This window comes from Streptomyces nojiriensis (assembly GCF_017639205.1).
GTDB classification, from domain to species: Bacteria; Actinomycetota; Actinomycetes; order Streptomycetales; family Streptomycetaceae; genus Streptomyces; species Streptomyces nojiriensis.
Genome location: NZ_CP071139.1, coordinates 8261436 through 8286272 on the forward strand (window position 1 = coordinate 8261436; position 24837 = coordinate 8286272).

The 24837-nt window shown below is 72.5% G+C and carries 25 protein-coding genes; 13 read left to right on the forward strand and 12 right to left on the reverse strand.

Annotated features, from left to right (window positions below; genetic code table 11):
• The first annotated feature begins 9 nt into the window (after positions 1-9).
• The 5 genes from JYK04_RS42045 (at position 10) to JYK04_RS37330 (ending at position 5919) form a co-directional block, all read left to right on the forward strand.
• Positions 10-2010 carry a ferritin-like domain-containing protein gene (locus JYK04_RS42045; RefSeq protein ID WP_189745195.1) on the forward strand — a complete coding sequence of 667 codons (2001 nt, stop codon included), beginning with the start codon at positions 10-12 and terminating at the stop codon, positions 2008-2010.
• Positions 2007-2990 carry a hypothetical protein gene (locus JYK04_RS37315; protein WP_189745193.1) on the forward strand — a complete coding sequence of 328 codons (984 nt, stop codon included), beginning with the start codon at positions 2007-2009 and terminating at the stop codon, positions 2988-2990. The genes JYK04_RS42045 and JYK04_RS37315 overlap by 4 nt, the downstream gene beginning before the upstream one ends.
• Before the next feature lie 135 nt (positions 2991-3125).
• Positions 3126-3962 (forward strand): lipase family protein, encoded by an 837-nt coding sequence (locus JYK04_RS37320; RefSeq protein WP_189745191.1) that lies wholly within the window; start codon positions 3126-3128, stop codon positions 3960-3962.
• 540 nt (positions 3963-4502) lie between these two features.
• On the forward strand, positions 4503-5012 hold the full coding sequence (locus JYK04_RS37325) for a nucleoside deaminase (RefSeq protein WP_202185997.1): 510 nt from the start codon (positions 4503-4505) through the stop codon (positions 5010-5012).
• Positions 5013-5172: 160 nt separating this feature from the next.
• The gene (locus tag JYK04_RS37330) at positions 5173-5919 is read left to right on the forward strand and encodes a CPBP family intramembrane glutamic endopeptidase (protein ID WP_189745189.1); all 747 of its coding nucleotides are present in this window, start codon (positions 5173-5175) and stop codon (positions 5917-5919) included.
• Positions 5920-5935: 16 nt separating this feature from the next.
• On the opposite strand, the gene JYK04_RS37335 is transcribed toward JYK04_RS37330, so the two are convergent.
• From JYK04_RS37335 to JYK04_RS37360, 6 genes are all read right to left on the reverse strand, one after another.
• Entirely contained in the window at positions 5936-7633 is a 1698-nt protein-coding gene (locus JYK04_RS37335) for an alpha/beta hydrolase (protein WP_189745187.1), read from the reverse strand.
• 43 nt (positions 7634-7676) lie between these two features.
• The gene (locus JYK04_RS37340) at positions 7677-9437 is read right to left on the reverse strand and encodes a SulP family inorganic anion transporter (RefSeq protein WP_189745184.1); all 1761 of its coding nucleotides are present in this window, start codon (positions 9435-9437) and stop codon (positions 7677-7679) included.
• A 13-nt stretch (positions 9438-9450) separates the two neighbouring features.
• Complete coding sequence (locus JYK04_RS37345) at positions 9451-12171, reverse strand: cation-translocating P-type ATPase (RefSeq protein ID WP_189745182.1); 2721 nt, start codon at positions 12169-12171, stop codon at positions 9451-9453.
• Between the two features lie 63 nt (positions 12172-12234).
• Entirely contained in the window at positions 12235-13206 is a 972-nt protein-coding gene (locus JYK04_RS37350) for a polyphosphate kinase 2 family protein (protein ID WP_189745180.1), read from the reverse strand.
• A complete protein-coding gene (locus JYK04_RS37355) occupies positions 13206-13532 on the reverse strand; it encodes a three-helix bundle dimerization domain-containing protein (protein WP_202185958.1) in 327 nt (108 codons plus the stop codon). Before JYK04_RS37355 ends, JYK04_RS37350 begins: the two co-directional genes overlap by 1 nt.
• Positions 13533-13653: 121 nt before the next feature.
• Positions 13654-14196: a MarR family winged helix-turn-helix transcriptional regulator gene (locus JYK04_RS37360; protein ID WP_189745178.1), complete on the reverse strand. Its 543-nt coding sequence runs from the start codon at positions 14194-14196 to the stop codon at positions 13654-13656.
• 143 nt (positions 14197-14339) lie between these two features.
• Between JYK04_RS37360 and JYK04_RS37365 the strand changes: the two genes are divergently transcribed.
• From JYK04_RS37365 to JYK04_RS37380, 4 genes are read left to right on the forward strand one after another with little or no spacing between them, the layout of a single operon-like run.
• Positions 14340-15404, forward strand: a complete 1065-nt coding sequence (locus tag JYK04_RS37365) for an alkene reductase (RefSeq protein WP_189745176.1) — start codon at positions 14340-14342, stop codon at positions 15402-15404.
• Positions 15405-15431: 27 nt separating this feature from the next.
• On the forward strand, positions 15432-15869 hold the full coding sequence (locus JYK04_RS37370) for a ribosomal maturation YjgA family protein (RefSeq protein WP_229876732.1): 438 nt from the start codon (positions 15432-15434) through the stop codon (positions 15867-15869).
• Positions 15869-16168 carry a hypothetical protein gene (locus JYK04_RS37375; RefSeq protein WP_202185959.1) on the forward strand — a complete coding sequence of 100 codons (300 nt, stop codon included), beginning with the start codon at positions 15869-15871 and terminating at the stop codon, positions 16166-16168. Before JYK04_RS37370 ends, JYK04_RS37375 begins: the two co-directional genes overlap by 1 nt.
• Positions 16156-16410 (forward strand): alpha/beta fold hydrolase, encoded by a 255-nt coding sequence (locus JYK04_RS37380; RefSeq protein ID WP_202185960.1) that lies wholly within the window; start codon positions 16156-16158, stop codon positions 16408-16410. The genes JYK04_RS37375 and JYK04_RS37380 overlap by 13 nt, the downstream gene beginning before the upstream one ends.
• Before the next feature lie 61 nt (positions 16411-16471).
• Here the strand turns inward: JYK04_RS37380 and JYK04_RS37385 are convergent, their stop codons facing one another.
• Both JYK04_RS37385 and JYK04_RS37390 read right to left on the reverse strand, forming a co-directional pair.
• Entirely contained in the window at positions 16472-17620 is a 1149-nt protein-coding gene (locus JYK04_RS37385; protein WP_189745426.1) for an RNA polymerase sigma factor, read from the reverse strand.
• 8 nt (positions 17621-17628) lie between these two features.
• Positions 17629-18036 carry a YciI family protein gene (locus tag JYK04_RS37390; protein WP_189745174.1) on the reverse strand — a complete coding sequence of 136 codons (408 nt, stop codon included), beginning with the start codon at positions 18034-18036 and terminating at the stop codon, positions 17629-17631.
• A gap of 312 nt (positions 18037-18348) precedes the next feature.
• Here JYK04_RS37390 and JYK04_RS37395 point away from each other — a divergent pair, with 312 nt between their 5' ends.
• Entirely contained in the window at positions 18349-18813 is a 465-nt protein-coding gene (locus tag JYK04_RS37395; RefSeq protein WP_229876731.1) for a universal stress protein, read from the forward strand.
• A gap of 72 nt (positions 18814-18885) precedes the next feature.
• Here JYK04_RS37395 and JYK04_RS37400 read toward each other — a convergent pair whose 3' ends face one another.
• Positions 18886-20118, reverse strand: coding sequence for a TerD family protein (locus tag JYK04_RS37400; RefSeq protein ID WP_189745170.1), 1233 nt, complete (start codon positions 20116-20118; stop codon positions 18886-18888).
• 126 nt (positions 20119-20244) lie between these two features.
• Between JYK04_RS37400 and JYK04_RS37405 the strand changes: the two genes are divergently transcribed.
• Positions 20245-20559 carry an NIPSNAP family protein gene (locus tag JYK04_RS37405; RefSeq protein WP_189745168.1) on the forward strand — a complete coding sequence of 105 codons (315 nt, stop codon included), beginning with the start codon at positions 20245-20247 and terminating at the stop codon, positions 20557-20559.
• Between the two features lie 69 nt (positions 20560-20628).
• Here the strand turns inward: JYK04_RS37405 and JYK04_RS37410 are convergent, their stop codons facing one another.
• Together JYK04_RS37410 and JYK04_RS37415 are read right to left on the reverse strand one after the other, a co-directional pair.
• The gene (locus tag JYK04_RS37410; RefSeq protein WP_189745166.1) at positions 20629-20841 is read right to left on the reverse strand and encodes a hypothetical protein; all 213 of its coding nucleotides are present in this window, start codon (positions 20839-20841) and stop codon (positions 20629-20631) included.
• 150 nt (positions 20842-20991) lie between these two features.
• Positions 20992-22599: an MFS transporter gene (locus JYK04_RS37415; protein ID WP_229876730.1), complete on the reverse strand. Its 1608-nt coding sequence runs from the start codon at positions 22597-22599 to the stop codon at positions 20992-20994.
• Between the two features lie 160 nt (positions 22600-22759).
• Here JYK04_RS37415 and JYK04_RS37420 point away from each other — a divergent pair, with 160 nt between their 5' ends.
• Positions 22760-23203, forward strand: coding sequence for a MarR family winged helix-turn-helix transcriptional regulator (locus JYK04_RS37420; protein ID WP_189745165.1), 444 nt, complete (start codon positions 22760-22762; stop codon positions 23201-23203).
• Between the two features lie 109 nt (positions 23204-23312).
• Here JYK04_RS37420 and JYK04_RS37425 read toward each other — a convergent pair whose 3' ends face one another.
• Positions 23313-24011 carry a TetR/AcrR family transcriptional regulator C-terminal domain-containing protein gene (locus JYK04_RS37425; RefSeq protein WP_189745163.1) on the reverse strand — a complete coding sequence of 233 codons (699 nt, stop codon included), beginning with the start codon at positions 24009-24011 and terminating at the stop codon, positions 23313-23315.
• A 138-nt stretch (positions 24012-24149) separates the two neighbouring features.
• Here JYK04_RS37425 and JYK04_RS37430 point away from each other — a divergent pair, with 138 nt between their 5' ends.
• The gene (locus JYK04_RS37430; RefSeq protein ID WP_189745161.1) at positions 24150-24833 is read left to right on the forward strand and encodes a DUF4386 domain-containing protein; all 684 of its coding nucleotides are present in this window, start codon (positions 24150-24152) and stop codon (positions 24831-24833) included.
• Positions 24834-24837 lie beyond the last annotated feature (4 nt).

The following is a 24837-nucleotide window of genomic DNA, read 5'->3' on the forward strand; positions in this document are numbered from 1 at the left end:
GGAGCCGCCATGAACGCCCCCACTCCCGGAAGCGTCGACCTCCCCGTACCCGAGGGGAAGATCTTCCCCCGCAATCTCACGGCACGGGCCGACCACGTGGTCCGCGGCAACCCGTCCGGCTCCCGCCCGGAGAGCGGCGTCGACAACTGCTTCCCCGGCCTGGAATTCGACCAGCGCAACCTGGAGAAGGCGTTCTTCCCCGGCCTGACGGTCGACTTCCACCACGCGAGCGGATCGCGGGTGCTGGCCGTCACCGGCGGTGCCGCCGCCGCCCAGGGCATCACCGACGCCGACCTGGACACGGGAACGCCGCAGGACCCGCAGCCGCTCTACCTGTGGGCCGTCTGCGGGCGCACCACGGTGGACCAGGAGGAGGCGGACGCGCCGGTGTTCCACGCGACCGAGCGCACCGGGCTGGAACTGTGGCGCCGGGTGCACGACCTGCTCCCGGGCCGGGTGGCCGTCGTCCTCGGCCGCACCCCGGGCAGCACCTCCCCGGGTGCGTTCTGGGTACCGGACGGCGGCCTCAACGCCTGGCGGACGCAGGGCCGGACCGAGGTGTCGCGCGACGCGGACGGTGTACTGGAATGGGCCGTCCTGTTCGCCGACCGGGCCCGCTACCTCGATTCGGACGGGGTCATCGACCCCGACGTGTACCAGGCCGGCGACCTCACCCGAAGCCTCTGCGCGCCCTGGCAGTACGACTTCCGCGAATGCGGCTGCTACTACTGGGCCGCCTCCAAGCCGGACATCTCCACCAGCTCCGACGGCGTGCACCGCAACCTCAACTTCCAGCGCCGCGACCGCACCACCAACCCGCCCGAGCCCGACATCCCCACCATCCGGGGCCGCGCCGCCAAGGAGTTCGACCACCCCGCCCTGATCGCGAACTGGAACGTGCTGCCCGTCGTCCTCAACGGCCGCGAGGACGACGGCATGGAACTGCCGGACTGGTCCGGACTCCGGCCGATGACGCGCGCCCAGGTGATCCAGGAGCTGGAACGGCTCGCCGGCGTCGAGCACGCGCTGTGCCTCGAGTACCTCTACGCGCACTACTCCCTCGACGCCCCGCCCGTCTTCGACCCGGCCGTGCACGACCCGGCCACGCCCGAGGGAGCGCGGGCCCGGAAGATCTACGCGGCCGCCGCGGAGGTGTTCTCCGTCGCGGTGGACGAGATGCGCCACCTGAGATGGGTCAACGAAATCCTCGGCACACTCGGCCGGCCACCGCGGCTCGAACCGCCCCGGCACGACACCGTCATCCAGCCCCGGACGGGCCGGTGCTTCGATCCGCAGCCCCTCACACCCGGACAACTGGACCTGTTCATCGCCGTGGAGCGCCCCAGCGCGGTGAGCGCCGACCCGCAGGGCATCGACGGGATGTACGTCAAGCTGCACGAGACCATCGTCCACCGCCCGGAGCTCTTCCCGGAGGCGGACCGGCTGGCGCACCTCATCAAGCTCATCATCGACGAGGGCGACGACCACTACCACCGCTTCACCGCGGTCAAGAACCATCTCGCGGAGCTTTCCCCCGACGAGTACCTCCGGCCGCTGCGCACCGATCCGGGTACTGCGCTGGACGTCCAGCTGGTCGAACTGTCGGCGCTGAACTACACCATGCTGCTGGGCGCCCTGGAGTCCACGCTGGAACGGGGCGACACCTCGGGCGGGGTGCTGATCGAGCAGGCCCGCCGGACGATGTCCAACCTCCACGAACTCAACCACCTCCTCGCGTCACGCGGTGTCGCTCCCCGCTTCACCAAGCTCCCCGCGGCGCCCGCCCCCGCCGGCGAGCAGCCGATCGCGTCCGCAGCCGCTTCCACGTCCGCTCCGGCTCCCGCGCCCGGCCCGGAACCCGGCGACGGCCGGGCCGCCCTGGCCGCCGCGCGGGCTTCCGGCGCGGTGCGGCAGAGCATCAACGCCCTCGCCGTCGACGGGGTACGCGAGATGATGACCCGCCATCAGGCCGACACCGACGCGCTGATCGCCGCCTTCGGCTCGCGATGAGCCGAGCCGACGTCACGATCGCCGGCTCCGGGCTGGCCGAGGTCACCTGCGCCTGGCTCCTCGCCGCGCGGGGCCACCGGGTCCGGCTCCGGCCGCGCCCGGACCAGGGCCGGCGCCCGCTCCTGCTGGGCGAATCCACCCTGGCCCTGCTCCGGTCCCTGTGGGGCATCGGCGGGCCGGCCGAACTGGGCCTCGTCACCCATCGACTGACCCACCGGCGGGCCCGCTGGGGCGCCGGTCCGGCCGCCCCGCCCGTCGGCGCGCCGGCCGTGGTGGTGGACGGGGCCCGGCTCGCCGCCCGGCTGCTCGACCGCCTCGCCGCACACCATCCGGACACCGTTGCCGAAGAGTCCGGGAGGGGCGGCGTACCCCAGTGGACGGTCACGGCCGCCTCCCACCCCGACGACCGGTGGACAGCCGGCCGCCGCCGGCTGCTGGCCGGCGAAGCGGCCCTCGCACCCGGCCAGGACGACACCACTGCCCGCCTCGCCTGCACCGAACTCGCCTGGCTCCACCTCACTCCGCTGGGTGACGGCAACGCCCTGCTGCAGGCCATGATCCCGGGTCCCGCATCCCACCCCGAGAACCTGCTGGGCCGCCTGCTCGCCGCCTCCGCCCTGGCCCCCCGACTCCTGCGGGCACCCGCCGCCGCCGTCTCGCTGCCGGCCGCCCCCCGCCTCCACCGCACCCCGGCGACCGCCCCGACCACGCACACCCCCGGGCGGCTCCTCGTCGGCGCGGGCGCCATCCGCTACGACCCGCTCAGCGGCACCGGCACGGCCCAGGCGCTCCGTACGGCCGTCCTGGCCACGGCGGTCGTCCACGCAGCGGCCACCGGAACGCCCCCGGAGGCCCTGTGCGCCCACTACGCGCGCCGCCTGCGCACGGCCTTCCGCGCCCACCTGGACACGTGCGCCCGGCTCTATCCCCAGGCCTTCCCGTCCCGCGCGTGGCAGCACGAGATCGACGCCTGCCGCTGAGCGGGAGGGGAGCGTGCGGCGCCGGGTTCCGCCCAATGCCCGGCGCGCCCGGCGATCCACCCCTTACCCTGCACTGGTCCGGCACGGTCGGTGAAAGGTGGGGCGGGGGCCTTGCGGATTCTCTGCGTACACGGAATGGCGCAGCAACTGCGTGGTGAGCAGGACCTGCTCGCCGAGTGGCTGCCCGCCCTCAGGGACGGCCTGACCCGCGCCGGGGCCGCGGGGGCGGCCGCGGACGGCGATGTCGGCATGGCCTTCTACGGCGACCTCTTCCGCCCGCCGGGCGAGCTGCTCGCGGTCGGGGAGCCCGCCTACCGCGCCGGTGACGTGGCAGAGGGGTTCGAGAGCGAGCTGCTCGCGGCCTGGTGGGAGGCCGCCGCCTCGGCCGACCCCGCCGTGGTCCCTCCCGGCGCCGACACCCTCGCCCGCACCCCCCGCACGGCCCAGGCTGCGCTCCGCGCCCTGAGCGCCTCGCCCTTCATGACCGGGATCGCCCTGCGGTCGATGGTGGGCGACCTGAAGCAGGTCCGCGCCTATCTGCTGGATCCCGCCACGCGTCTGAAGGCCCGTCGGCGCGTCTCGGACCTGCTGACCGAGGAGGTCCAGGTGGTGGTGGCGCATTCGCTCGGCTCGGTGGTCGCCTACGAGGCCCTGTGCGCCTCCCGACACCGCCATCGGGTGCGCGCGTTCGTGACCGTGGGCTCGCCGCTGGGGATCCGCAGCCTCATCTTCGACCGCCTGCGTCCACCGCCCGGGACGGACGGTACGGGCGTCTGGCCGGGCGACGACAGCCTCACCTGGACGAACGTGGCCGACGCCGCCGATGTCGTCGCGCTGGAGAAGGACCTGCGGCCGGCGTTCGGGCCGCGGGTCCGCAACATCCGTACGCACAACGGTGCACGCGCACACGACATCCGCCCCTATCTGACCGAGAGGTGTACGGGCGAGGCCGTGGCGGCCGGCCTCGAGTGACCGCCTGACGGGTGTTCGGACCCCCGCCGACAGCTTCCGGTTGCGCCCCGGGGAGGTCGCGCGAAGCAGGGTCCGAGGCCTCACGGCGCCCCGTGGCCTGGATGCGCGCGGTCACCGGCGCGGGCCGCGTGGCGTTCCGCTTCGCCCCCGCCGATCGGTCCGGCCGGGCCTGCGTCGTCAACTGCCGTGCTCACCTGGAAGGTTCTCTCCGCGGGCGTCCGCTGGATCATCGACCAGAGGCCATGTCATGCCCGGGGAACGGGTCTTGTAGTTCTGCACGAAGAGTAGGTTTCAGCCAGGGGGCGTTTTCATGTCTTCCGTCCCTGCCTGACTCCCCCCGGTTGCCTGTGTACTCCTTCACACACGATGCAGCGAAGCGGGGGAGAGGGAGCCTTGAGCGAGACGTCGTCCGTCCGGCCGCTCGCCATGGCCCGACTCGATCCGGGCGTCACCGTCACCGCGGAACTCGCCATCCGCACCGTGCCCCTGCTGTCCCCGATGGGCGGGACACCAGGGAAATCCCCCACCGTCTCCCAAGGAGTGACCGTGACCGCGCACACCCAAGAAGTGAACATCCAGGACCTCGAGCGCACCTGGCTGGACGAGGCGATCAGACTGGCCACGAACAGCGTGGCGAACGGCGGCGGGCCGTTCGGCGCCCTGGTCGCCAAGGGCGGCGAGATCGTCGCGATCGGGAACAACCGGGTCACCTCCACCCTGGACCCGACCGCCCACGCCGAGGTGAGCGCGATGCGGGCCGCCTGCCAGGAGCTGGACACCTTCTCACTCGAAGGCTGTGTCCTGGTGACCTCGTGCGAACCGTGTCCGATGTGCCTCTCCTCGGCGCTGTGGGCGCGCGTCGACCGGATCGTCTTCGCCGCCGACCGGGACGACGCCGCGGTGGCCGGTTTCGACGACCGCAAGTTCTACGACCTGTTCGAGAAGCAGCCCGCGTCGAAGTGGCCGCTGGCGATCGAGCGCCTGGACCTGCCCAACCGGACGGCGCCGTTCGACGCGTGGGTGGCCAAGACCGACCGCATCGACTACTGACGCGGACACCCCGCGAACCGGGCGCCGGATCGACAGCGTCGTCCGCCGCTCGGTCCACCGTGCGTCGGCGAGCCGGGGTTGCGGCCGTCGAGTTCCGCGGTGACGGTGCAAGATGAGGCCGACCGACCTGTCGTCATGACCGGGACCGAGGTGGGTTCTCATGCCCCGCAGCACCGCCGATGACGCCGGGCGGCGATACGGCCGACGCCCGCGACGCATCGGCACCTGGCCGGCCGTGGCGGCCGCGGTGGCCGTCCTCGGCGCCGCCAACGTGGCCCTGAACCGCTGGACGGGCCTGTGGGGCCTGGTGACGGCCGTCGTGGTCAGCGGCCTGCTGCTCGGTGTGCTGAGCTGGGCCGGCGGCACCCTCGCGGACGCGGGTCTGGCCCGGGACACGCTGGCCCGCGGCGCCCGCTGGGCGGCGGTCCTGATCGGCCTGGTCGGCGTCGTCTACCTGGCCGGGGCGCTGATCCCGGCCACCAGGGGGCTGTTCGAGGACCGGCGGTACGAGGCGATGGACGGCGGCGAGGTACTGCTCCGCGTGTTCGTACTGGTCCCCGTCGGCACGGTCCTGGTGGAGGAGGTCGCCTTCCGCGGCGTGCTCTACGGCCTCGTGTACCGCGTCCGCGGGGCGCTCTGGGCGACCGCCGTGTCGAGTCTGCTGTTCGGCCTGTGGCACGTGCTGCCGTCGCTGCACCTGGCCACCGCGAAACCGGCCGTGAACTCGGTCGTCGGCGACTCCGGGCTCGGGGCGGTGCTGGCGGTGCTGGGCGCCGTGCTGTTCACGACGGCGGCCGGTGTCCTGTTCTGCGAACTGCGCCGCCGCAGCGGCAGCCTGCTGGCTCCCATGGGCCTGCACTGGGCGGTCAACGCGTTCGGCTACGCCGTCGGGTACCTGCTGCGCTGACCGGGGCGGGGTGGGCTCAGTGCTGCGGCGAGACGATGCCCTTCAGCTCGTTCAGGTCCTGCGCGGTGAATCCTTCGGGCCGCATGATGTCCTTCCAGGCGTCGACGTACGCGGCCTTGTACGTGTGGCCGTGGCCGTCCGGAACGCCGGTCGAGAACGGCAGGTCGGCGGTGACCTGCCAGAAGGTCACGAACGGAATCCAGACCATGGCTTCGAGCACGTCCGAGCCGGGCCGCTCCCCGATCCAGTCGGGCTCGGTGAGGGCCAGGTTCGGGCTCCACCAGACGATCGGATCGGACGGGTGCATCAGGTAGAGCACCCGCGGGCCGTCCCACGGCCGGTCGGCCGGCGGCGTCCCGGTGGCCGGGTCGTCGGTGAAGCGGACGGTCCGCCCCTCCCGGTAGACGGGTTCGATCTCGTGGCTGCCCGCGTCGCGGTGGTCGCTGAACTCGCGGAACAGCGTGTTGAAGTTGGGCGGGCCGGCGAACACGGTGCCCGCGGTGCGGTTGCGCAGGTCGGCCTCCCCGCTGAAGGCCGTCTCACCGCCGAACGACCCCAGGCTCTCACCCGCCACGAACAGGCGCGGGCGCCGGTCCTGGGGCAGCTTGGACCATTTGTCGTAGACCGCGTCGAAGAGATCACGGCCGGCCGCGCGCGCCTTGGACTGGTCCACCAGGTACGACATCCACGACGGCAGGTACGAGTACTGGATCGCCACGGTGGCCGCGTCGCCGTTGCCCAGGTACTCGAACGAGTCCACAGCCGCGGGATCCACCCAACCGCTGCCCGTGGTGGTCATCACGAGCAGGTTCTCGCGCGTGAAGCCGCCCGCCCGTTCGAGGTCCGCGACCGCCCGGGCCGCCCGGGTCTCCGTGTCGTCGGAGGTCTCCAGCCCGGCGTAGGCGCGGATGGGCTCCTGCGCCGTGCGGTGGGTGAACGCGCCGATCTCCTGGGCCGACGGTCCTCCGTCGGCGAACGCCCGGCCCTCCCTGCCCAGCGAGTCCCACGGCACCAGCGAGCCGGGCCCGCCCGAACGCAGCGCCGACGTGGGCTGGTGCACGCCTTCCGGGGTCTCCGTGTCACGCAGCGAGAAGGCCTCGTTGGACGCGTTCACGAAGCCGTTCAGCAGCAGCCCGGAGAACGCGGCCCACGCCAGGCCCGCCACCAGGATCCAGCCGACCACCCGCGCGGCGCGCCTGCCGATCCAGCGCCCGAGCAGGTCGGCGGCCCGGTGGTACAGGGCCCGGAGTCCCCGCCCGGCCAGGAGCAGGAGCAGGAAGACGAGGACCGCGACGAACGGGCAGGCGACGGTGAACAGGACGTTGTAGTCGGTGACCCCCATGAGCAGCCGGATCTGGTGCTGCCAGTACTGGCCGAGCCCGAACGCGACGCCGAAGAGCACCACCGCGCCGACGATCAGGACGAGCCACGACCGGCGCGCGGGGCTGCGTGCCTCCCGGTCGGCGAAGGCGCGCCACACGTACGCCGCGACCACGCCCAGCCCGTAGCCGATGGCCGCGCTGATACCGCAGATCAGGCCCTGGAGTACGCCGCCGCGGGGGAGCAGTGACGGGGTGAAGGACAGACAGGCCAGCAGGAGCGCGCCCCAGCAGCCGGGCAGCGTCAGGCGGGGCAGCAGACGGTGTTTGCGTGCCGGCTCGTCCTGCGCGGGAGGTACCTGCGGGTCCTGGTTCATGGCGTCCTCCACGGCCATGGTGCCCCGGCTCCGCCGGTCGTGCCATCCGGGGCTCGGGCCGTCATTCCGGGCCCGTGGGCGTGTCGGGGCCCGGCGCGGTCCACTGCGCTCCGGTGCGCAGTCGGAAGGCCGCCACCGCGGCCTCCACGGTGGGGAAGAAGTGCCGGGGGTCGATGGTCCGGGTGAGTTCGTACCGCTCGATCTTCCGCCGCACCGGGTCCTTGAGTTCGGCGAACACCAGGTGCACGCCGTCCGCGTTGAGCGCCTCGTCGAGCTCCTCCAGGATGTCGGCGGCGGTGGTGTCCACGTCCGTCATGGGCTCCGCCGCGACCACGATCCAGCTCGGCCGCGGATCCGCGGCGGCCAGCCGCCTGACCTCGTCCCGGAAGGTCTTGGCGTTGGCGAAGAAGAGCGGGGCGTCGAACCGGTAGATCACCAGGCCCGGCAGTTGCTCGGCCGCGGGGTAGGAGCGGATGTCGTGGTAGCCCTCCAGGCCCCGCACCCGCCCCAGCACGGTGTCGTACGGCCACCAGGCCCGTCGGAAGACGTTGAGTACGGACAGGCCCACGGCGATGGCGATGCCGGGCAGCACGCCGAGCAGGGCCACGCCGGCGAAGGCCGCGAAGCAGAGCAGGAACTCGGCCCGCCGCTGCCGCCACAGCCGTACGGCTCCCGGTACGTCGGCCAGGGACAGCGACGCGGTGATGACCACGGCCGCGAGGGCCGGCTGGGGGAGGTTGCGGAACAGCCCCGGAGCCAGCACGAGCATGAGGACGATCAGCGCCGCCCCGACGACCCCGGTGAGCTGGGTCCGGGCCCCCGCGCGCTCCGCCACAGCCGTCCGGGACCCGCTGGTGCTGACGGGGAAGCCCTGGAAGAGTGCGGCCGCCAGGTTGGCCGCACCGACGCCGGCCATCTCCTGGTTGCCGCGGACCTCCTGGCCCGTGCGGGCCGCGAAGGCGGACGCGTTGGAGATCGTGTCGGCCAGCGACACCAGGGCGATGCCCAGCGCACCGCCGAGCAGTGGCGCGAGGTCGGAGGGCCGCACATCGGGGAGCGTGAACGGCGGGAAACCCTCCGGCAGTACGCCGACCAGGCCGACGCCGTGCTCGTCCAGGTCGAAGACGGTGGCGGCGGCGATCGCCAGGACCACCATCACGAGTACCGCGGGAACCTTCGGCAGGAAGCGCTGCAGGATCAGGATCAGCGCGATTCCGCCGAGGCCCACGGCCGCGGCGGCCGGTACCGTCGCCCCGTCGGCGATCATCCGCACGAGGCCGGCACACTCGCCGATCAGGTTGTCCGCATCGACCTTGAAGCCGAGCAGCTTGGGGAGCTGGCCGATGAGAATGGTCAGGGCCAGGCCGTTCATGTAGCCGATCATCGTCGGTTTGGAGATCAGGTCGGCGATGAAGCCGAGCTTCGCCACCGAGGCCAGGATCATGATGGCCGCCACCATGACCGCGAGCATCGACGCGAGTGCGACGGCCCGGTCGGGGTCCCCGTCGGCCGCCACCAGGGGCAGGACGGTGGCGGCGATCATCGGACCCAGCGAGGAGTCCGGGCCCAGCACCAGGATCCGGGAGGGCCCGAACACCGCGTACCCGAGCAGGCAGAGGATCGTCGTGTACAGGCCGGTGATGGCCGGCAGGCCCGCCAGCTCGGCGTAGGCCATGCCCTGCGGCACCAGCAGCGTGGTCAGGACGACTCCCGCGACCAGGTCCTTGGGCAGCCACGCGCGCCGGTAGGTCGACACCGCGCGGATCCCGGGCACCGACCGGAAGCGGGAGAGCACCCCGCGGCCGTCGTGCCGGGTGGTCACGGACCCGCCTTCCTCACGCGGCCCTGGACCGGCGGGCCACGAGCTTGCCCAGCTCCCATACGAGCAGGAGCACGACCGCGGCCAGCAGCGCCCAGCCGAACTGCCGCGCGTTGATGTCGGTCGTCCCGAGGACGCGCTGGAAGCCGTCCGTCTGGGTCACCAGGACGGAGAGCACGAACTGCGCGAGGGCGACCCAGTTCATCTGCTTGCTGTCGAACGTGGAGGTCGTCAGCACGGAATCCGTTTCGCTGCGGCATTCGAACGCCGCCACGATCAGGCACAGGGAGAAGGCCGTGAACGCGATCGACCGGCCGATCTCGACGTTGGCGAAGTGGCTCTCGCCGAGCGTGATCAGTCCGAGCAGGAGGATGGTGATCGCCAGCCCGCCGAGCCCGACCGTGACCAGCACGGGACGGGTGAGCACCGATTCTCCGCGCGGACGCGGCCGGCGCCTCATGAGTCCGGCGCTCTCCCGGTCGAAGCCGAGGGCGAAGCCGAAGGAGGCGTTGACGACGAAGTGGATCCACAGCACCTGCGGCGGCGTGAACGGTTCACCGGCGGCGATGTTGAAGACGGTCGCCCCGAGGAACGTCAGCACGAACGTGACCAGCAGGAGCAGAACGAACCGGATGTACTTGGTGAGGTTGTCGTAGATCGTCCGGCCCTGCTCGACGGCGTAGACGATGGTGGCGAAGTTGTCGTCGGAGAGGATCATGCGGCCGGCGTTCTTGGCCACGTCCGTGCCGCTGCCCATGGCGATACCGATGTCGGCGGCCTTGATGGCGGGAGCGTCGTTGACGCCGTCCCCGGTCATCGCCACGACCTCGCCCTTCTTCTTCAGCGTGTTCGCGAGCAGCACCTTGTGCTCCGGGGCGACCCGCCCGACCACACCGATCCCCTCGATGCGGGCGAGCTGCTCCTCCTCGCTCATGGCGGCGAATTCGGAGCCGAGCACGGCCTCGCCCGGGATCCCGATCTGCCGGGCGATCGCCGCCCCGGTCGTGACGTCGTCCCCGGTCACCAGGCGGACCCGGATGTGCGCCGCCTGCGCGTCGGCCACCGCGGCCTTGGCCTCCTCACGGGGCGGGTCGACCATGCCGACGAGACTGGTCATCCGCAGCTCGGTGACGTACGCGAGCAGGTCGCCCTCCGGATCGAAGCCGTCCGGGTCGAGGTCACGCACGGCCGCGGCCATCACCCGCCGCCCCTCACCGCCCATCCGCTCGCTCTGCTCCTCGGCCCGGCGGAGCAGATCGGCGTCCCACGGGACCGCCTCGCCCGCCGCGAGGGCGGTGGTGGCCCGCGCCATCACCGCGGGGGCCGCTCCCTTGACGAAGCAGCGCACGACCTGCCGCCCGGAGGCGTCGACCGCCGAGTGGAAGGTGGCCATCAGCTTGTACTCGGGGTCGAACGGCAGGGTGGCGAGCCGGGGGAGGGCGTCCCTGGTGGCGTCGGTGTCCAGGCCGGCCTTGTGGGCGAGCACCAGCAGCGCCCCCTCGGTCGGATCGCCCACCACCGCCCCGCCCACCAGCTTGGCGTCACTGGCCACCACGTACGGCAGGATCGCGTCCTCGATCCCCGCGGCCGACCCGGCGGCGTGGTGGACCTTCCCCTCGAGTCCGTAGCCCGTGCCCGACACGGTGTACCGGTCGGTGGGGCTCAGCACTTCGACGGCGGTCATCTGGTTCATCGTCAGGGTGCCGGTCTTGTCCGAGTTGATCGCCGAGGTGAACGCCAGCGTCTCCACCGACGGCAGCTCCTTGACGATGGCGCTGCGCTTGGCCAGGTTCAGGCTCCCGACGGACAGGATCGCCTGGGTCACGGTCGGCAGAGCCTCGGGGATGGCCGCGATGGCCAGCGAGACCGCGCTGACGAACAGCACGTCCCAGGCCTGGTCCCGCTGGCGCCCCAGGGCGAACATCACGATCATGGTGAGGCCCGCCGCGCCGGTGATCCACAGGGTCAGCCGGTCGAGCTCCTTGGTCAGCGGCGGTACTTCCTTCTCGGTGGCCGACAGCATTCCGGAGATCTTGCCGAGCTCGGTGTCCGCGCCGGTCGCGGTGACGATCATGAGGCCGCTGCCGTGGGTGACCGGGGTGTTCATGAACGCCGTATTGGTCTGGTCGCCGGGCGACAGCCCAGTGCCCTGCAGCGGGCCGGTCTCCTTCGCGGCGGGAACGCTCTCACCGGTCAGCGCCGACTCGTCGATCTGCAGGGCGCTGGCCTCGATGAGACGTCCGTCCGCCGGCACCTGGTCCCCGGCGGAGATGAGCACGACATCACCGTCGACCAGATGTTCGGCGGGGATTTCGGCCTCCCTGCCGTCCCGGCGCACCCGGGCCGTCGCCTTCATCATCGACTTCAGCGCGTTCATGGCGCTCTCGGCCTTGCCCTCCTGGCGCAGGCCCACGACCGCGTTCAGCAGCGTCAGTACGATCAGCAGGATCGCGGTGGTCCACTCCTGGATGACCAGCGAGACGATCGCCGCGGCCACCAGGACGATCTGCATGTAACTGCGGTACTGGGCGAGGAACCGGTGCCAGGCCGGCGTCCGCTGCTCTTCCGGCAGTGCGTTCGGGCCGTGCGCGGCCAAGAGTTCCGCGGCCCGCGCCGCGGACAGGCCGGCCGCGGGATCGACGCCGAACGCCGCCACGACCTCCTCGGGGGAGCGCGCGTACCAGCCGTCCCCGGCAGCCCGCGGCTGTTCCGCCACGGAATCCGACCGCACCGTCATGGTTGTGCCTCCGATCCGGGGCCGCGGACGCGTCCGGGCCGGCCGCGCGCCGTCCGAGGGCCGCTAGCCACGCTTCTTCTTCGGCTTGCTCTTCGGCTTGCCGTGCCGGGCGGCGTACGGATCGGCCGGGGCGCCGGCCGGAGCCTCCCGCTCCAGGCTCCGCTTCGTGACGAGGAGATCCTTGCGGGCCTCCTCGCCCACGTCGGGGTACTGCGGATCGATGTCCATCAGGGTGTGCGCGAGGACCGCCGCCGCGCAGATCCGCGCGAACCACTTCCGGTCCGCCGGCACGACGTACCACGGCGCCCACTTCGTGCTCGTGGCCGACAGCATCTCGGAGAACGCGTGCTGGTACTCGTCCCACCGGCGCCGCTCCCGGACGTCGGCCGCGGAGAACTTCCAGTTCTTCTCCGGCAGGTCGATCCGCTTCAGGAAGCGGGTCCGCTGCTCCTCCTTGGACAGGTTCAGGAAGATCTTCACCACCTTGAACCCGTTGTCCGTGAGGTAGCGCTCCCAGCGGTTGATCTCCCGGTAGCGCCGGTCCCAGATGTCCGGCCCGAGCACGTGCTCCGGCAGCTTCTGCCGGAGGAGGATCTCGGGGTGGACGCGCACTACGAGGACCTCCTCGTAGTGCGACCGGTTGAAGATGGCGATCTCGCCGCGCTCGGGCAGCCGCCGGGCGTAGCGCCACAGATAGTCGTGGTCGAGTTCCTCGGAGGAGGGCACCTTGAAGCTGCTGACCCGTACGCCCTGGGGATTGACGCCGCTCATCACGTGGCGGATGGTCCCGTCCTTGCCCCCGGCGTCGAGCGCCTGGAGGGCGAGCACCACGCCGTACGTGTCCTGGGCGGCGAGCCGCTCCTGGTACTCGGCGAGCAGCGACACCCCGGTCCGCAGGAGTTCGGCCCCCTCCCGCTTCTTCATGCCGGCCTTGTAGCGGGGATCGAAGTCCCGTTCCAGACGCACCTTCGACCCCGGTCGCACCCGGAGCGGCTCGATGAAGTCCGCGATGCGTTCGGCTCTCTCGTCGGACATCAGCGCTCGCGCCTCCCCGCCACGTCCGGGGTGCTCCTGGCGGCGGCGAGCGCCTTCCGAGCCCTGCGTTCGGCCAGGATCGGGACGTATTTCCTGACCCTGGCCTGCCCGAACGAGTCGTACGCGGCCGTGACCGCCGCCTCGACGGTGTCCGCGTCGACCGAGGGGTAGGCGGCCTTCAGCCGGGCCACGGTGGTCCGGACGGAAGCGAGTTCCTCCGGAGTGGGTGACCACCCCCGTGTTTCCTCCGGCGCGTGCGCCCCGGGATCATCCAGGGCGGGGGAGTCCTCGGTCCGTTCCGCGCCCTGGAGCGTTGCAGGTGCCATATCCCACGACCTTCGGACCGTCGATCCGCGCATGCCGACATCGGGTGAGCCTGAGGGTGTCTCATGGCGATTCTCTGTCAAACCGGACAAGATCGCCCACCGGGTGCGCGGAAGGCGCTCCCTAGCAGCCGCCCGGGCCCTCGGCGGCGGCGTCGCACTCCGCGCCGAAGCCGCGGGCGAGCTCCGTGCACAAGGTGGCTTCGACCTTGCCCAGCAGCCGGGCCAGTTCGGCGCGTTCGGCGGTGTCCAGGCCGTCCAGGGTCTGGCGTTCCAGTTCGCCCCATGCCCGGCGGACCTCGACCAGGAGTCCGCGACTGGCGTCCGTCGCCTCGACCAGGGAGGCCCGCCGGTCCGCCGGGTCCGGGCTGCGCCGCACATGGCCGGAGAGCTCCAGGCGCTGGAGCATCTTGGTCACCGTCGAGGGGTCGAGGCCGACCGCCTTGATCAGCTCGGACTGGCGCACCGCCCCGCTGTCCCAGAGGTGCATCATCAGGAACTCCTGCCCCGGGTGCAGGCCCAGGTCCCGCAGGACCCGGCCCGCCGCGATCCGGTGGAGCCGGGAGACCCGGCTGATCGCATGGCTCACCGGCCCGTCCAGCACCGCACTCGGCACCGCCGCGCACTGCGTGGCGGAGCGCGGCTCCTGTACGGATTCGGCGGTCATGGACGTGCTCCTCCTGGTCGGTCCGGCAGATCTCCGGATGGATTCTACCGTCCGCCCACATTTTATCTTGGTCGGCCAAGTAATGGGGTACGCTGCATCCCGCGGCCAATCATTGGCCGACCAACTATCCTTGTGAGGCAGAAATGACCAGCGCCTTCGAACCGGTCCACGTAGCCGGCGCAACCCTCTCCAACCGGATCGCCCTCGCCCCGATGACCCGTAGCCGTGCAGGTCAGGGCGGCATCGCGACCGGTCTCGTCGCCGAGTACTACACCCAGCGCGCATCCGCCGGTCTGATCATCACCGAGGGGATCCAGCCCTCCGTCGTCGGACAGGGCTACCCCTTCACCCCCGGCCTGCACAGCGCCGAGCAGGTCGCGGCCTGGCGCGAGGTCACCGACTCCGTGCACGCGGCGGGCGGCCGGATCTTCGCCCAGCTGATGCACTCCGGCCGCATCGGCCACCCGAGCCTGTTGCCCGACGGCCTCGTCCCCGTCGCCCCGTCGGCGGTGGCCGCCCAGGGGCAGCTCTTCACCGGCGACGGCATGAAGGACTTCGTCACCCCGCACGAGCTGACCGGGGCCGAGGTGCGGCAGACCGTCGCCGACTACGCGCAGGCCGCCCGCAACGCGGTCGAGGCCGGCTTCGACGGGGTGGAGCTGCACGGGGCCAACGGATACCTGATCCACCAGTTCCTGGCCCCCGGCTCCAACCTGCGCACCGACGAGTGGGGCGGGCCGGTGGAGAACCGGATCCGCTTCGCGGTGGAGGTGGTCAAGGCGGTGGCCGCCGCGATCGGCGCCGAGCGCACCGCACTGCGCGTCTCGCCCGGCAACACGTACAACGACATCTCCGAGCCCGACCCGCAGCCCGTCTACGAGGCCCTGGTCAAGGAGATCGACGGACTCGGCCTGGCCTACCTCCACGTCCTGGAGCACGCCCCCGAGGCCCGGGAGGCCACCCTCACCCTGCGCAAGCAGTTCTCCGGTCCGTTCGTGCTGAACCCGGCGACCGAGGGCCCCACCGATCACCGCGCCCTCGCGCTGATCGAGGACGGCGTGGCCGACCTCCTCGCCTTCGGAGCCCTCTTCCTGGCCAACCCGGACCTGCCGGACCGCCTGCGCACCGAAGGCCCGTACAACACCCCCGACCCCGCCACCTTCTTCGGCGGCGACGCACGCGGCTATACGGACTACCCGACCCGCTGAGCCGTCGGGCTCCGGCAGTATGGCCCCGTGGATCCCCTACCCCGATGCCGTGACAACGCCGCAGCCCCCGACCTCCGACGGACCCGGCTGGTGGCGGCCGGGGCCGCGGTGGTGACCGTGGGCGCGGGGCTGGGGTTGCGGGCCGTCACGGCGGGGAGCGCGGCGAAGTACGGGGGAGACGCCCTGTACACCGTCCTGCTGCTGACCCTCGTCGTGCTGGTCGCGCCCCGGCTGACACCCCTGCGGGCGGCCGGGACCGCGCTGGCCGCCAGTTGGGCCGTCGAGTTCCTCCAGCTGACCGCCGTACCCGCGGAGCTCTCCCGGCACAGCACCGCGGCCCACCTGGTCCTCGGTTCCACCTTCAACGCACCCGACCTGTTCTGGTACGCGGTCGGCGCGGCGGCGGCCTGGCTCCTCCACACCGCGCTCGCGCCGTCCGCACCGGCCGAGGGGAGGCCGTCCTGATGGCATCGGACTCGATCTACCGCAGCGCGGCGGGCCGGGACCTCGTCCGGCGCTGGTGCGGCGAACAGCTCGACGGGTGGGACGTACCGCAGGAGCGGACCGTGGTGGGCGCAGCCGGAGCGCAGACCCATGTCGTGTCCGCCGGTACCGGCGGCCTCACCGGGCTGCGCCTGCCCCCTGGCCTGCTGGCCGCCTCCGCCGCACGGTTCCTGCGGCCCGCCCCGAGGAGCAGCGCCAGGCTCCTGCGGGCCGTGCTCGCCCCGGCCACGAGCCCAGGGAACGGCTGGTGGAGTGGATGACGCTGGTGGCCCGGCACTCCCGCTCCGGCGGGGCGCCCGGCAGGGCGGCCCTGCCGGCGAAGCCGGTGACCCGCACGGTCTTCACCGGCGAGCACGACGTGTTCCTCCCGCCGAAGCGGCTCGGCGCGGCGGTGACCCGCACGCTGGGCGTCGAACTGCGGGTGCTGCCGGGGGCCGGACACCTCGTGGTGGAGGAGGCGCCCGACCGGCCGGCCGCCCCGGTCGACGGCGGTACGCGGTGACGCCCTGACGCCGTCGCTCGACCTCGACGGGGCAGAATCGGCGGACGGTTCCGCCGCCCGGTCAGGGGGACCGGCGAGCGCTGTTCAGCCGGGCGGCCTGGCGCGTCAGGTGATCGCGCTCGGCCAGGTTGGGCGCCTTCCGGGCCGCCTCGGCGTACAGCCGCGCCGCCGTCACCACGTCGCCGTCGCGCTCGTGGAGGTACGCCGCCACCGCGGTGTGCCGGGGCAGCGTGTCGTCCAGCGCCGCGAGCGCCGCCAGTCCGGCGCGCGGCCCGTCGGCCTCACCGACGGCCACCGCGCGGTTGAGCCGTACGACGGGGCTGTCCGTCAGGAGCGCGAGCTCGTCGTACCACTCGACGATCTGCACCCAGTCGGTCTGCCCGGCCGTGGGCGCGTCGGCGTGGAGCGCCGCGATGGCCGCCTGGGCCTGGAACTCGCCCAGCCGGTCGCGGGCGAGGGCCGCCTGCAGGATCCGCACGCCCTCGGCGATCGCCCCGGTGTCCCACCGGCCGCGGTCCTGCTCGGCGAGCGGCACCAGACTGCCGTCGGGCGCGGTCCGGGTGGCGCGCCGGGCGTGGTGGATCAGCATGAGGGCGAGCAGCCCGGACACCTCGGGGTGGTCGACCCGGGCCGCGAGCTGCCGGGTGAGCCGGATGGCCTCGGCGGCGAGGTCGACGTCGCCGGAGTAGCCCTCGTTGAAGACCAGGTAGAGGACGCGCAGCACCGTCGCGACGTCGCCGGGCCGGTCGAACCGTACGCCGGATACGGTGCGCTTGGCCCGGCTGATGCGCTGCGCCATGGTCGCCTCGGGCACCAGGTAGGCCTGGGCGATCTGACGCGTGGTGAGCCCGCCGACGGCGCGCAGCGTGAGCGCCACCGCGGACGACGGCGTCAGCGACGGATGGGCGCACAGGAAGTACAGCTGGAGCGTGTCGTCCACCGCGGGCGCCGGCCCGGGCGGCGGCTCCTCGTCCAGGAGGTCCTCACGCCGACGGCGGGCGGTGTCCGACCGGGTCGCGTCGAGGAACCGGCGCCAGGCGACGGTGACCAGCCAGCCCTTCGCGTCCCGCGGAGGCTCGGCGGGCCAGGTCCGGACCGCCTCGACCAGCGCTTCCTGGACGGCGTCCTCGGCCGCCGCGAAGTCGGCTCCGCGGCGGACGAGGATCCCGAGCACGCTCGGTGTGAGGCCCCTGAGCAGGGTCTCGTCCATCGGTGGGGTCATTCCGTGATGGTGGGATGCGCGCCCAGGAACGGACGCAGTTCGAGCCACTCGTGGATCGGCTTCCCGCCCGCCCCGGGGGCGGCCGACAGCTCTCCGGCCAGTTCGAGGGCGCGCTCATAGCTGTCGACGTCGATCACCATCCAGCCGGCGATCAGGTCCTTGGTCTCCGCGAACGGGCCGTCGGTGACCGGCGGACGTCCCTCCCCGTCGTACCGGACGAAGGTCCCCTCGGGGGCGAGCGCCTGACCGTCGACGAACTCGCCGGTCTTTTCGAGACGGGCCGCGAAGTCGTTCATGTACTGGATGTGCGCCGAGATCTCCTCGGGCGTCCACCGGTCCATGGGCACGTCGTTGACCGCTGCCGGGGCGCCGCGGTAGTGCTTGAGCAGCAGGTACTTGGCCATGGTGGTTCTCCTCGGTGCTGGTGCGACCCATTGTGGTCGCGTTCACCCCTGGGACGGAGCCGGTCATGTCTTCTCGACATCCCCTCCGAGGTTTTTTTGACACGTGTGGACGAGCCCTTGGCGGGCCACCGTGTCAGGGACCCGTACGGATCTGCGCTCCCGGCGTCAGAAAGGCGTCAGCGAAGTGGCCGTGCACCCCGCTGTCGCCGCTCTCATGAAGGGTGCGAGAGGCGACAGCGGCAGGAGAGGCGGGCAGCGGTGCGAGGACGAGTGGTGGCGGGCACGTGCGGATCCCTGGGAAGCCTGACGGCATTGCACCGGGCAGCCGCCGAGGCCCGTACGCGGGACGCGGAGCTGTGGGTCGTACTGGCCTGGCAACCACCGCTCGGCGCGCCGGCCTCCCGGACCTCCGTCGGCGGAACGCCCCTGCTCGCCGACTGCCGCGACGCGGCGGCCGGGCGGCTGCGGGAGGTGCTCGGCACCGCCTTCGGACAGGGCCCGCCCGGTGTCGCACTGGCCGCGCTGACCGTCCGTGCCACCCCGGGCGCGGCCCTGGTGGACACCGTCCGCGACCCCGGTGACCTGCTCGTCGTCGGTACGGGCTCGCGCGGGCGCCTGCTGCGCGCGCTGCGCCCGTCCGTGGCGCGGTACTGCCTGGCCCGCGCCCCCTGCCCGGTTCTCGCGGTGCCGCCCAGCCCGCTCCAGGCCGACCTGGACGCCGTGCACCGGCGCATCGTGTGGCGGCGGCCGCTGGACGCCGGGGACCTGGCGGGATGAGGGCCGGGACCCGGCGGTACCTCGGCCCCGGGCCGCCGGGCCCGGGCTCCGCGCGCGCGAGGGCCCGCCGGGTCAGTCCTTGCTCGCAGACTGCCAGCTCATGCCCCAGCCGTACTCGATGTCCGCCGCCTGCTGTTTGAAGACGCCGGGCGCCGGCAGGAGGTACTTCGCCTCCCGCCGGACGATCAGCTCCCCGCCCACGTTCTCGATCAGTGCGATCGCCGCCACCGGTGACGGGACGGTGCATTCGTCCAGGCGCACCTCGATCGGCGGACCGACGGGCGGATGGAGCGTGGCGACCCCTTGGAGCCCCGCGAAACTGGTGGCCCCGGCGTAGATGACCACGAACACCAGGAGGCGCTCGATCTCGGCCGCGTGGTCGAGGTTGATCATGAGGTTCTCGCCGGCCTCGCTGGCACCGGTCCGGTCGTCGTGGTCCAGCTGGATGTACGGCGGCTGGTGGAACGAGCCGAACTGGTTGTCGATGGGGTGGACGATCCCCTTCGTCCCGTTCCGCAGCTCCCACAGGCAGGAGAGGTCGAGATCGACGTCCTCCAGCCGGACGGCGTCCTTCCCCTTCCGCATCCAGCCGCGCGGCGGCACGGCGGCGCTCCACGTGAGATTGACCCGCATGCCCCCTGAGGTGGCCCCCTGCTTGGTCAGCGACACCGCGGGGGCCGCCTTCGTCAAGGTGATCTTCGACAGCCGTACCGGCACGGGAACCGGCGGGGGTGGGGCGGGGCTCGGAACCGGGGCGGGCACCGGGACCGGGGCCGGGGCGGGATCGTCGACCGTGATCCCGAAGTCGGTGGCGAGCCCGGCCAGACCGGAGGCGTATCCCTGGCCCACCGCCCGGAACTTCCACGCACCGGCCCGCCGGTACAGCTCCCCGAGCACGAACGCGGTCTCCGTCGTGGCGTCCGTGGCGTCGAACCGCGCGGTCTCGGCGCCGCTGCGCGCGTCCAGTACGCGTACGAAGAGGCCGGACACCCGACCGAACGTGCCGTCCGTGGAAGCCGCGACCACCACGGTCCCGATCTCCTCCTCCACCCCGGACAGCGTCACCCCGATCGTCTCGAGCACGCCCGTGCCGTCCTGGCGCCGTCCCTCGTGGCGCACGGCGCCACTGGGGTGCACGGGTTGGTTGTAGAACACGAAGTCGTCGTCCGACCGCACCTTGCCCGCCGTCGTCAGCAGCAGGGCCGACACGTCCACGTCAGGCGCTCCGGGACCCCCTTGCCACCCCAGCTCCACCCGGACCGTGGCGCTCGGCACCGGTACGTTGGCACCCTTCCGCATGGACATGCGCTCCCCCTTCCGCAACGGGTCTCCCACTCCCGCAGCGTACGAGGATGTGGCCCGTTCCCCTCCCCGAAGGCGGCGATTGCCTCGGCACCGGGGGAAGTCGTGGGGTCCCGGCATGATGGGGCGGTGATCACCATTCATCTGAAGTACGAGATCGACGCCGACAAGCTCGCGGAATTCGAGGAGTACGGGCGGCGCTGGGTCCGGCTGGTCAACCGGTTCGGGGGCACCCACCACGGCTACTTCCTGCCCAGCGAGGGCGACAGCGACATCGCCTACGCCCTCTTCTCCTTCCCCGGCTTCGCCGCGTACGAGCAGTACCGCAAGGACAGCATGTCCGATCCGGAGTGCCAGGCCGCCTTCGACCTGGCCCGCGAGACCCGCTGCATCAAGCGGTACGAGCGCCGTTTCCTGCGGCCGCTCGACACCTCCGGCCACTGAGGCGTCCGGTCCGGCGTTCCCGTGTGGCGGCGGGAGTGCGCCGGACCGGACCGGCCCGCGAGGGTCAGGTCACCCTTCGCGGTCCATGACGCGGCGGGCCGCCTCGGCCTCCGCCGCGGGTGGTGACAGTTCGTCGAGCGTGTCGAGTTCGTCGTCCGAGGCCAGCTCCCGCTCCCAGGCCGCCGCGAGCCGCTCCTGCTCCTGCGGCGGTCTGCCGGCGACGGCCTCCTGCTGCTGCGGCCCCAGAGCCGCGAGGAAACGCCCGACCGCGTCCGTCGGCATGCCGTACTCCTTGTCGCCGTGGGGGAGGGCAGCGGCGATCGTGATGCCGTGCCTGGCCCAGGATGGCGAACCGCTCCGGGGCGGACGGCCCGACACGGCGGTCCGCCACCCGAATGCCGCGCCGGGACCGGTGCGCCGCGCGGCTGCGCGTCACGAGGGCGTGGCGCTCGTCGCGCGCGCCGCACGCTTCTCCTCCGGGACCGGCTCCCGCTCGCGCCCCGTGGGATGCTCCGGCCGGAGGCCGACGGCCAGGACGACCGCGCCGATCAGCGTGAACCCGGCCGTCCAGAGCGCCCCGACGTGCATGGCGTGCAGGAAGGCGCTGTCGGCGGCCGCGGCGAGCCGGGTGTCGTGCGTGGCCGCCGCCACGTGCCGGGCGAGTTCGGCCGAGACCCGCGCCGGTTCCCGTACCGGATCCGGGAGGCCGGCCAGCGAGCCGTCGATCGAACGCCGGTAGACGATCGAGGTGATCGTGCCGCCGGCCGCGATGCCCAGCACGCTGCCGGTCTGGCGCAGGGTGCTGTTGACCGCGCTGCCCGCGCCGGACCGCTCCAGGGGCAGGGAACCCAGTACCGCACCCGTGACGGGAGCGATCACCATGCCGATCGCGGTGCCCTGGACCAGCACGGCCACCGCGTACCAGGCGATCGGGGTGGTCGCCCCGAACAGGGCGAAGGAGCCCATCGCCACGGCCGCGACCGTCAGCGCGATCGAGCAGACGAGCCGGACGGAGGTCCGCCGGGCCAGCCGGACGGCGACCGGGGCGCCGACGACCACGCCGAGGGCTCCCGGGAGTGCGAGGAGCGAGGCGTCCAGCGCCGAGTAGCCGCGGACGCCCTGCAGGTAGAAGGCGAGGTAGAAGGACGCTGCCGTCATGGCCAGGAAGACGGTCATCAGGGTGAGGTTCCCGGCGGCGAAGCGGCGCTGCGCCAGCAGCCGGGGGTCGAAGCTGGGATGGGCGATCCGCAGCTCGACGACGACGAACGCGGCGATCAGCGCGATGCCGACGAGGGTGGATCCCCAGACGCGCGGCTCGGCGAAGGAGGCGTCCTGGCCGGCGCGGATCAGGCCGTACGCGAGGACGCCCAGGCCGCCGGTCGACAGCAGCAGCCCGGCCGGGTCGAGGCGGCGGACCTGCGGGCTGCGGGAGTTGGGCACGTACCGGGCGATGAAGCCGAGGCCGAGGACGACGACGGGCACGTTGACGAGGAACACCGACCCCCACCAGAACCGCGCGAGCAACACCCCGGCGAGGATCGGCCCCGCGGCGAGGCCGACGCCGGCGAAGGACGACAGCGTGCCGAAGGCGGCCGGGCGCTGCGCGGGCTCGAACGTCCAGCTGACCACCGCCATGGTGGCCGGGACGAGGAGCGCGGCGCCGGCGCCCATCACGGCGCGGGCGGCGATGAGCTGGCCGGGCGTGGTGGCGTAGGCGGCGAGGGCGGAGGCGACGCCGAAGAGGGCCATGCCCGTCAGCAGGACGTTGCGGTGGCCGAACCGGTCACCGAGCGCGCCTCCGGTGAACATCAGGCCGGCGAAGGCCAGCGTGTAGGCGCCGGTGGCCCATTGGAGCTCGCCCGGGGTGGCGCCTAACCCCCGGACGGGGTCGGAGAGCGTCTCGAAGGCGGTGGTCAGGATGGTGCCGTCGAGCCAGATGAGGAGCTGGGCGAAGACGAGGACGCCGAGGATGAGCCGCTGACGGGCCGGTGGTGGGGTGGACACCACCGGTGACATGGGTGGGGACAGGGGTGAGGACATGCGTGACTGCCTTCGGATCAGGGAGCGTTGGGTTCCGGGGGCGCGCATCGCGGAGCACGAGGCGGTGGCGCGCCGCCCAAGAATCGTCAGGTACCTGACGGTTCTCCCATCGTGGCAAACTCGTAAAGTACCTGTCAATCATGAATGCGGAGGTCGTCCGATGGGCGAGCAGAGTCACCGTCGTGTGCTGAGCTTCGTGGTGCGCCACGCCTGGCTCAGCATGCGGGCGGCGATCGGGGTCGAGCTGGAGGAATTCGGGCTCACCGTGCCGCAGTTCGCGACCTTGATGATCGTGGGGCAGTCCCCGGGCATCTCGGTGGCCCAGCTGGCCCGCCTGGTCGGGAGCTCCCGCCAGGCCGCCAACGAGATGCTCGCGGCGCTGGAACGCGACGGCCTGATCCTCCGGGCCCCGCACGCCACCGACCGCAGGACCCACCAGTTGAGCCTCACGGAGCTCGGACACGCGCGCTACGAGGAGGCGCTCCCGGCCGTCCAGCGGCGCGAGGCCGAACTGGAGGAGGGGCTGACGCCGGAGCAGTGCGAGGCGGCGTTCGCCTGGATGTCGGCCATGTCGAACGCCCGGCAGGGGGCCGTGAGGAACTGACCCGGCCCCTCGGCCCCCGACCGCCGACCCCCGACCCCGGACCGCCTGGCCGCCGGGGCGGGGGCGCGGCTCGGCGAGGGGTCGGGGCTCGGCAGGGGTGTCGATCGGCTCAGGGCGTGGACTTCCAGCCCTGCCCGTGGAGCCGCTCGAACCCGTCCAGGAGGAGGTCCAGCGCGAACTCGAACTCGAACTGGTCGTCGCACCCCTGCCCGACGACCGACCGCCGGTCGTGCGCCACCGCCCGCGCCAGTTCGGTGACGTGGGGATACCGCCGGGCCATCACCTCGTACGCGGCGGCCTGCGCCCGCTCGTCCTGCGGTGCGGTGTCCGCCGGGTCGTCGAACAGCTCCTCGGTGAAGCCCAGCACCCGGCTGCCGAGGGCGTGCATCGCGTGGTGGGTGAGGTCGGTCGAGAAGCCGCCGGCCCGGAAGGTTCCGATCACCGAGTCGAGGTAGGCGAGCACCGCCGGCGTCGGGCTGGTGCGCGACCGGATGACCTGAGCCGCCCAGGTGTGCGCGAGGAGGGCGCCGCGCGCCCCGAGGATCCGCCCGCGGACCGCGCTCTTCCAGTCGGAACCGGGCACTTGGCCCGCGATGCCCGCGACGACGACTTCCACCATGCCGTCCAGGAGCTCCTCCTTGTTGGCGACGTGCTTGTACAGCGCCATCGGCACGACGCCCAGCTCCTGGGCCAATTTGCGCATGCTCAGCGCCTCGATCCCGGCGTCGTCGGCGAAGGCTACGGCGGCGCGCAGCACCCGGTCCCGGCTCAGGGGGGTCCGGCGTGGTTCCTGCGGCTGCTGGGGCATGGGGGCTTCTCCCTCGATCCGGTCCCGGGGTGGTGCGGGCGGCGTCCGTCCCGCCTTGACGAGTGTACGGCGTACACCTAGGGTGAGCGCCAAGCGTCAGGTGTACGCCGTACACCAATGAGGGAGGGGCTGTTCCGTATGGGATCGACCAGGAGGACCGCGATCGTCGCGGGTGTGCTGTTCCTCGTCACCGAGGTCGCCGCGATCGGCGGGCTCGCGCTCTACCGTCCCGTTCTGCACGACACCGGCTACGTCCTCGGATCGGGCGCCGACACCCAGGTGTTCCTGGGGGCGCTGTGCGAGTTCGTGCTCGCGCTGGCCGTCACGGGCACGGGGGCCGCGCTGTACCCGGTCCTGCGGAAGCGCAACGAAGGGGCGGCCATCGGCTACGTCTGCGGGCGCCTGCTGGAGGCCGCCGTCATCGTCGTCGGCATCATCAACGTGCTGTCGGTGGTGACGCTGAGGAGGCAGGCGGAGGGTGCGGCGAGCGCCGACGGATCGTCCCTGGTCACGGCCGGGCAGGCCCTGGTGGCCTTCCACGACTGGACGTTCCTGTTCGGGCCGAACTTCGTCCTCGGGGCCAACACCCTGGTGCTGGCCGGTCTGATGTACACCTCGCGGCTCATACCGCGGTGGATCGCCGTTCTGGGCCTGGTCGGCGGGACGATGATCTGCGCCTCGGCGACCGCCGTGCTGTTCGGTGTCTACGAGCAGGTCTCGGCGGCGGGGTCGCTCGCGGCGCTTCCCGTGTTCGCCTGGGAGGTGACGCTGGCCGTCCGGCTGCTCGCCAAGGGCTTCGACGCGGGAGCCGACGCCGCGTGACGGT